Raw genomic sequence first — 4,363 nt, 5'->3', positions numbered from 1 at the left:
GGGTCGGGTATCGCTGCGCTGGATCTACGTGCACATGATCGAGGAGACTGCCCGGCACGGCGGACAGCTGGACATCCTGCGCGAACAGCTCGACGGGGCAACCGGATTCGACGGCTGACAGCTCCGCGAGCGCGCGTCTAAAGCTCGCGGAGCTCGCGCTTGAGGATCTTTCCGGTCGGATTGCGCGGCAGTTCGTCGATGAACAGCACGTCGCGCGGCACCTTGTAGCGGGCCAGGTGATCCTTGACGTACTGCTTGACGGCGTCCTCGTCGAGTGTCGAGCCGGGCTTCTTGACCACGAACGCCCGCAGCCGGGCCCCGAAGTCCTTGTCGTCCACCCCGATCGCGGTCGCCTCGATCACGTCGGGATGTCCGCTGATCAGATCCTCGACCTCGGCCGGGAACACGTTCTCGCCGCCGGAGACGATCATCTCGTCGTCGCGGCCACTGACGTAGAGCAGCCCGCGCTCGTCGAAGTAGCCGACGTCGCCCGACGACAGCAGGCCGTCGATGATCTGCTTGCCACCGCCGCCGGTGTAGCCCTCGAACGGGAAGAAGTTGCCGACGAAGATCCGGCCGACCTGGCCCTGTGGCAGCGCGTGACCGTTGTCGTCGAGGATCTTGACTTTGACGCCCTTGACGACCGGCCCCACGGTCGACGGGTCGTACCGCAGCTCCTCGGGCCCGGCGATGGTCGCGAACGCCACCTCGGTCGACCCGTACATGTTGTAGACCACCGGGCCCAGGTCCTTCATCGCCCGACTGGCCAGTTCGGCGCCGAGCTGCGAGCCGGAGACGAAGACGATCCGCAGCGCCGACAGATCCGGCTTCGGCTCGGTCGTCTCCAGCTGGTCCAGAATGCGGGACAGCATCACCGGGACGACCACCATCGCCGTCACCCGGTGCTTGGCCAGGTCCGCCAGCACCGTCGCCGGTTTGAACCGTCGCCGCAGCACCAGTGTGGACCCGAAGAACATGGCCAGCGTCCCGTGCAGATACCCCAGCGCGTGGAACATCGGCGACGGCAGCGACGTCACCTCGCCGGCCTTGAACGGGACGTGCGACAAGATACCGCCGACCGGGGCCAGCGTCGGCGGGGTGGCCCGATTCGCGCCCTTCGGGGTGCCGGTGGTGCCGGACGTCAAGATGATGATCGAGGCGTGCTTGGTGACCTTGGGCGCCCGAGCCTTGCTGCTGCGGGCGATCAGGTCGGCCAGCGTCTCGTCGGTGCTGACCGCCGGCTCCTCGCCGGAGGCGGAGGCCGACGAATCCGCAGCGTCGGGGTTGACGGCGAGCGCCCGCAGCTTCCCCAGCCGCGGCTGGGCCTGCGCGACGGCAGCGCTGTACTCGTCGTCGTAGATGATCACCTGGGCGCCCTCCCGCTCGGAGACGTCCTTGATCTGCGGGCCGGAGAACTCGCTGTTGAGCAGGATCAGCCGGGCGCCGACCCGGGCGCAGCCGTAGTTGGCCACCAGGAACCAGCGGTGGTTGCGGGCCAGGATCGCGACCCCGTCACCGCTGCGCACCCCCATCTCCAGCAGACCGTTGGCCACCGCGTTTGCGGCGTCGTCGAGCTCTTTGAAGGTGAACTCGCCTTCGTCGTCGATGACGGCGATCCGGTCCGGGAACCGCCGGGCGTTCAGCGCCGGGATCATGCCCAGTTCGCCCCAGCGCACCGCGTCGGCGAGCACCGTGGCCAGCTGCTGTGGCGAGTCCAGCTTCAGCGCTCCGGATTCGATGATCTTGCGCAGGTAATGCAGTTCGGCCCAGCCGCGCTCCCCGTACTGCTGTAGTTTTCCGGCCACCTGCCCGGGCAGGTCAATGAGGTTGCGCATACCCCAACCTTATGTGACCACGCTCGCACCGGGGCCGCGAATGTCGACGTAATTAGCATTGCGCTATGGCCGACCGGGTGCCGCTTCAGTGGCGGCGCCGAAACCGGCCGTTGGGCAGAATGTGATGCGTGCCTGTACCGCCCGGCGATTCCGCCACCCGTGACCGGCGCTGGCAGTTCTGGATCGACCGCGGTGGCACGTTCACCGACATCGTCGCCCGCCGGCCGGACGGGTCACTGGTCACCCACAAGCTGCTCTCCGAGAATCCGGCCCGCTACCGCGACGCGGCGGTGGCCGGCATCCGGGAGTTGCTCGGTGCGGACGCTGGCACGGCCACGGCGGACCGGATCGAGACGGTGCGGATGGGCACCACGGTCGCCACCAACGCACTGCTGGAGCGCGCCGGCGAACGTACGCTGCTGGTGATCACCCGCGGCTTCGGCGACGCGCTGCGGATCGGCTACCAAGACCGGCCGCGCATCTTCGACCGGCGCATCGTCTTGTCGGAACCGCTCTACGAGCGGGTCGTCGAGGTCGACGAGCGGGTCACCGCGGACGGGACGGTGCTGACCGCACCGGACCCGGAGCCGCTCGGCCGGGCGCTGCGGGCGGCGCACGCCGACGGGATCCGGGCGGTGGCCGTGGTGTGCCTGCACAGCTACCGCTACCCCGAGCATGAGCGGCAGATCGGCGAACTGGCCGCGGCGGTCGGTTTCACCCAGGTGTCGCTCTCCTCGGAGGTGAGCCCGCTGCTCAAGCTGGTTCCGCGCGGCGACACCGCGGTGGTCGATGCCTACCTCTCGCCGGTGCTGCGCCGCTACGTCGACCGGGTGGCCGAGCAGCTGGCCGGGGTGCGGCTGATGTTCATGCAGTCCAACGGCGGGCTGGCCGAAGCCCACCACTTCCGCGGCAAGGACGCGGTGCTGTCCGGGCCGGCCGGCGGGATCGTCGGCATGGTGCAGATGTCGGCGCTGGCCGGCTTCGACCACGTGATCGGCTTCGACATGGGCGGCACCTCCACCGACGTCTCGCACTACTCGGGCAGCTACGAGCGGGTGTTCACCACCGAGGTCGCCGGAGTCCGGCTGCGGGCGCCGATGCTGGACATCCACACCGTCGCGGCGGGCGGCGGATCGATCCTGCACTTCGACGGCAGCCGCTACCGGGTCGGCCCCGACTCGGCCGGCGCCGACCCGGGCCCGGCCTGCTACCGGGCCGGCGGTCCGCTGACCGTCACCGACGCCAACGTGCTGCTCGGCCGGATCCAGCCGGAGCACTTCCCGGCGGTCTTCGGCCCGGCCGGCGACCAACCGCTGGACCCGGCGATCGTCCGCCGCCGGTTCACCGAACTGGCCGCCGAGATCTCCGCGCGCACCGGCGACGACCGCAGCCCGGAGCGGGTCGCCGAGGGGTTCCTGCGAATCGCGGTGGCGAACATGGCCAACGCGGTCAAGAGGATATCGGTCCAGAAGGGCCACGACGTCACCCGCTACGTGCTGACCACCTTCGGCGGCGCGGGCGGCCAGCACGCCTGCGCGGTCGCCGACGAACTCGGCATCGGCACGGTGCTGGTCCCCCCGATGGCCGGCGTGCTCTCCGCGCTCGGTATCGGTCTGGCCGACACCGCCGTGCTGCGCGAGCGATCGGTCGAGGTGCCGCTGGATGCCGCCGCGCCGCCGGTGCTGGCCGCGGCCGCCGACGCGCTGGAACGCGCCGCCCGCGACGATCTGGTCGACCAGGGCGTTCCGACGGCACGGATCCGGGTGGTGCGCCGGGTGCTGCTGCGCTACCAGGGCACCGACACCTCGATCCCGGTCGAACTGGCCGAGACCCCGGCGATGACGGCCGCGTTCGAGGCGATCCACCGCAACACCTACTCGTTCCTGATGGACCGGACGCTGATCGCCGGCGCGGTCACCGTCGAGGCGGTCGGACTCGCCGACCGGCCGGACCTGGCCCGGCTGGGCGACACCGGGGACCCGCCGTGCGCCGCCCCGACGTCGGTTCGGTTGTACTCGGCCGGGCAGTGGCGCCAGGCGCCGCTGCACCGGCGGGACCGGCTGTCGCCGACCCAGCTGGTGGCCGGGCCGGCGGTGATCACCGAGGCGAACGCGACCACCGTCGTCGAACCCGGCTGGCAGGCGAACGTCACCGAAGACGGGCACCTGATCGTGCGGCGGACCGTGGCCGTCACCGGCCGGGGCACCGGCACCGGGTCGGCCACCGACCCGGTGCTGCTGGAGATCTTCAACAACCTGTTCATGTCGATCGCCGAACAGATGGGCGCGCGACTGGAGGCCACCGCCCAGTCGGTGAACATCCGGGAACGCCTTGACTTCTCCTGTGCGCTCTTCGACCCGGACGGCAACCTGGTGGCCAACGCACCGCACATCCCGGTGCATCTGGGGTCGATGGGCTCCTGCGTCAAGGAGGTGATCCGGCGGCGCGCCGGTCGGCTGCGCCCCGGCCAGGTGTACGCGGTGAACGATCCCTATCACGGTGGCACCCACCTGCCGGACGTCACCGTG

3 protein-coding genes are annotated in these 4,363 nt (G+C 70.4%); 2 read left to right on the top strand and 1 reads right to left on the bottom strand.

Annotated elements, in window-relative coordinates; translation table 11 throughout:
* Positions 1-13: 13 nt before the first annotated feature.
* Positions 14-118: a mycothiol transferase gene (locus tag AC2VNT_RS13405; protein ID WP_486947330.1), complete on the top strand. Its 105-nt coding sequence runs from the start codon at positions 14-16 to the stop codon at positions 116-118.
* A 19-nt stretch (positions 119-137) separates the two neighbouring features.
* On the opposite strand, the gene fadD2 is transcribed toward AC2VNT_RS13405, so the two are convergent.
* Complete coding sequence (fadD2, locus tag AC2VNT_RS13400; protein WP_486947329.1) at positions 138-1,835, bottom strand: long-chain-fatty-acid--CoA ligase FadD2; 1,698 nt, start codon at positions 1,833-1,835, stop codon at positions 138-140.
* A 128-nt stretch (positions 1,836-1,963) separates the two neighbouring features.
* Between fadD2 and AC2VNT_RS13395 the strand changes: the two genes are divergently transcribed.
* On the top strand, positions 1,964-4,363 hold a 2,400-nt coding region (locus AC2VNT_RS13395; protein WP_486947328.1), incomplete at its 3' end, for a hydantoinase/oxoprolinase family protein.

This window comes from Mycobacterium sp. TH-M15, from assembly GCF_057473705.1.
This window is presented reverse-complemented; position numbering and strand designations above follow the sequence as displayed.

Excerpts from the sequence above, each read along its gene's own strand:
- fadD2 (WP_486947329.1), bottom strand. The coding sequence starts at position 1,835 with ATGCGCAACCTCATTGACCTGCCCGGGCAGGTGGCCGGAAAACTACAG.